Here is a 2,490-nt window from a genome sequence, read left to right as displayed (position 1 = left end):
TTTTTATGGGCTTTTATCAATGGTCTTGTTTTTGGTTTTTTATTTATGTAAGAATTACGTTTATCTTTGCAGCTTTGTCCACAGGTCAGTTGTAAGCGAATTTTTGCTTTTTGACGACCGCTAGGAGTCCACCATGCTGGTACAATAACGATATAACCTGCATCTTGTAAAATCCATGCAACTTCTTTGAGAAAGTCAAATGCTTCTGTTAAAGTTAAAGATAATCCTACTGGTTTATCTGTTTCTAATCCAGCCCATAATTTAGGATAAATTCTTGCCCCATAACCTAAATTTAAGAGTAAGTTTTTCTCAAATTCTTTACCAAATTTTTCTATAACTAATTGCTTAGTTTTTTTATCAAAATGCCAGTAATCTTCCAAATTTAATTTTAAAGAAGAATCTTTTTTCGATGCCACTAAAAATTCTAAATACCATTTATCGGGATTTTCTATAGAGAATAAAAAATTAAAAATAAAAACTAAATCAGCATTGTATTTTTTGATATAAACTCTTAACAGGTTTTATGACCTTAGTTAATTTTAGGTTAATTTTAGGTTAATTTTAGATTAAATTATGAAAACTTTTCCTACTTCAGAAGTTCTCAAAAAATCCTTGCCTTTTGGTTTAGCTGATATAATAGTTATTTTAGGTACATTAGTTTTACTCGCTCTGATTTCTCGAATTGGTGCGGGATTTTTAGTGAGTTTTAAGCCTCCTGATATAATCCCTACCGTAGATTTAGATCCTCGTAACTTACCTTATTACGCATGTCGTTCTACTCTCAGAATGTTCATTGCCCTCTTTTTTTCCTTACTTTTCACTTTAATCTATGGTTATATTGCCTCCCATAGTCGTAGGGCTGAACGAGTTTTAATTCCGTTACTTGATATATTACAATCCGTTCCCGTTTTAGGTTTTTTATCTATTACGGTAACAGGTTTTATTGCTTTATTTCCGGGTAGCTTATTAGGCTTAGAATGTGCCTCTATTTTTGCCATTTTTACTTCTCAAGTATGGAATATGACTTTTTCTTTTTATCAGTCTTTACGCACTATCCCAAGAGAATTAGAAGAAGCTGTTACTTTATATCATCTATCAGGGTGGGAAAAGTTTATTAAATTAGAAGTACCCTCAGCTATGATTGGTTTAGTCTGGAATGGAATGATGAGTTTTGGGGGTGGCTGGTTTTTCGTGGCGGCTAGTGAAGCTATTAGCGTCCTAAATCAAGATTATACCTTACCTGGTATTGGTTCTTATGTTACTCAGGCGATCGTCCAAGAAAATCTCTCTGCCTTGGGATGGGCTTTTCTTACCATTGGAATCATTATTATTGCTGTCGATCAAGTTTTTTGGCGACCAATTATCGCTTGGAGTGATAAATTTAGAATGGAACAAAGTCAGTCGGCTGAATCTCCTGAATCTTGGTTATTGGATTTATTGACTACGGCGAGGATTCCTCGATTAATCGGGGAATTTTTAACCCCTGTCACAGATACCATTAATCGTTTTTTATCTACTATTACCCCCCGTCATAATCATTACAAAAGTGATTTATCCGAATCAAAAAATGATCTAATTTATAACTTCATTTTATTAGCGATTATTGGACTTCTGATTGCTTTAGGTTTACACTTTATTTTGACTACTGTGGGAATAACAGAGGTGTTGAAAACTTTTAGTTTAGGCTTATTAACCCTTTTAAGAGTCACAGGTTTACTGATTTTCGCTACTTTAATTTGGACACCTATTGGAGTTGCCATTGGTTTTAATCCTAAATTAGCTCGATTTTTACAACCAGTAGTGCAATTTTTAGCATCTTTTCCCGCTAACTTTATTTTTCCCTTTGCTACCCTATTTTTTATCAAATTTGATATTAGTATCAACTGGGGTAGTATCTTATTAATGTCTTTAGGGGCGCAATGGTATATTTTATTTAATTCCATTGCCGGTGCGCAAACTATTCCTACTGATTTAAAAGAAATGGCAAACAGCTTAGGATTAAAAGGTTGGCAAAAATGGCGAAAACTGATTATTCCGGGGATTTTTTCCGCTTGGGTGACAGGGGGTGTTACCGCTAGTGGTGGTGCGTGGAATGCCAGTATCGTCTCAGAAATTGTCTCTTGGGGATCAACTATTTTAACGGCTGATGGTTTAGGCAGTTATATCGCAGAAGCTACCGCTACTGGAGATTGGGCAAGAATTACTCTAGGAGTAGGAATGATGAGTTTATTTGTCGTTGGCATTAACCGCATTTTTTGGCGACGTTTATACGAATTAGCAGTAACAAAATATCATATTTAAAAAAGAGGGTCACATGATGAATCAAGATTTAATTATAGTGGAAAATGTCCACAAAAGTTTTCCCCTTCCCGATGGTAAAGGTGAGTTTACAGTGTTAGAGAATATTAATTTAACGGTAAATCAAGGAGAAGTGGTGGCATTATTAGGGCGTAGTGGTAGTGGAAAAAGTACCCTATTACGCATTATGGC

General features: G+C 34.8%; 3 protein-coding genes. 2 read left to right on the top strand and 1 reads right to left on the bottom strand.

What is annotated here, in order from left to right:
- Nucleotides 1-416 (bottom strand): SNF2 helicase-associated domain-containing protein (locus tag FWJ34_RS19160; RefSeq protein WP_308256923.1); only part of this gene is annotated, 416 nt, incomplete at its 3' end.
- 157 nt (nucleotides 417-573) lie between these two features.
- On the opposite strand from FWJ34_RS19160, the gene FWJ34_RS19155 reads away from it, so the two are divergent.
- A complete protein-coding gene (locus tag FWJ34_RS19155; protein WP_308256922.1) occupies nucleotides 574-2,301 on the top strand; it encodes an ABC transporter permease subunit in 1,728 nt (575 codons plus the stop codon).
- A 13-nt stretch (nucleotides 2,302-2,314) separates the two neighbouring features.
- A partial coding sequence (locus tag FWJ34_RS19660) for an ATP-binding cassette domain-containing protein (protein ID WP_396232101.1) occupies nucleotides 2,315-2,490 on the top strand: 176 nt, incomplete at its 3' end.

Origin of the sequence: Geminocystis sp. GBBB08 (genome assembly GCF_016743215.1) — a bacterium.
Lineage (GTDB): Bacteria > Cyanobacteriota > Cyanobacteriia > Cyanobacteriales > Cyanobacteriaceae > Geminocystis.
The sequence above is the reverse complement of the archived record's forward strand: the minus strand, read 5'-3'. Positions and strand labels throughout refer to the sequence as shown.

What these genes read in the sequence shown, in the direction of transcription:
- FWJ34_RS19155 (WP_308256922.1), top strand. Translation starts at nt 574, where the DNA reads ATGAAAACTTTTCCTACTTCAGAAGTTCTCAAAAAATCCTTGCCTTTT.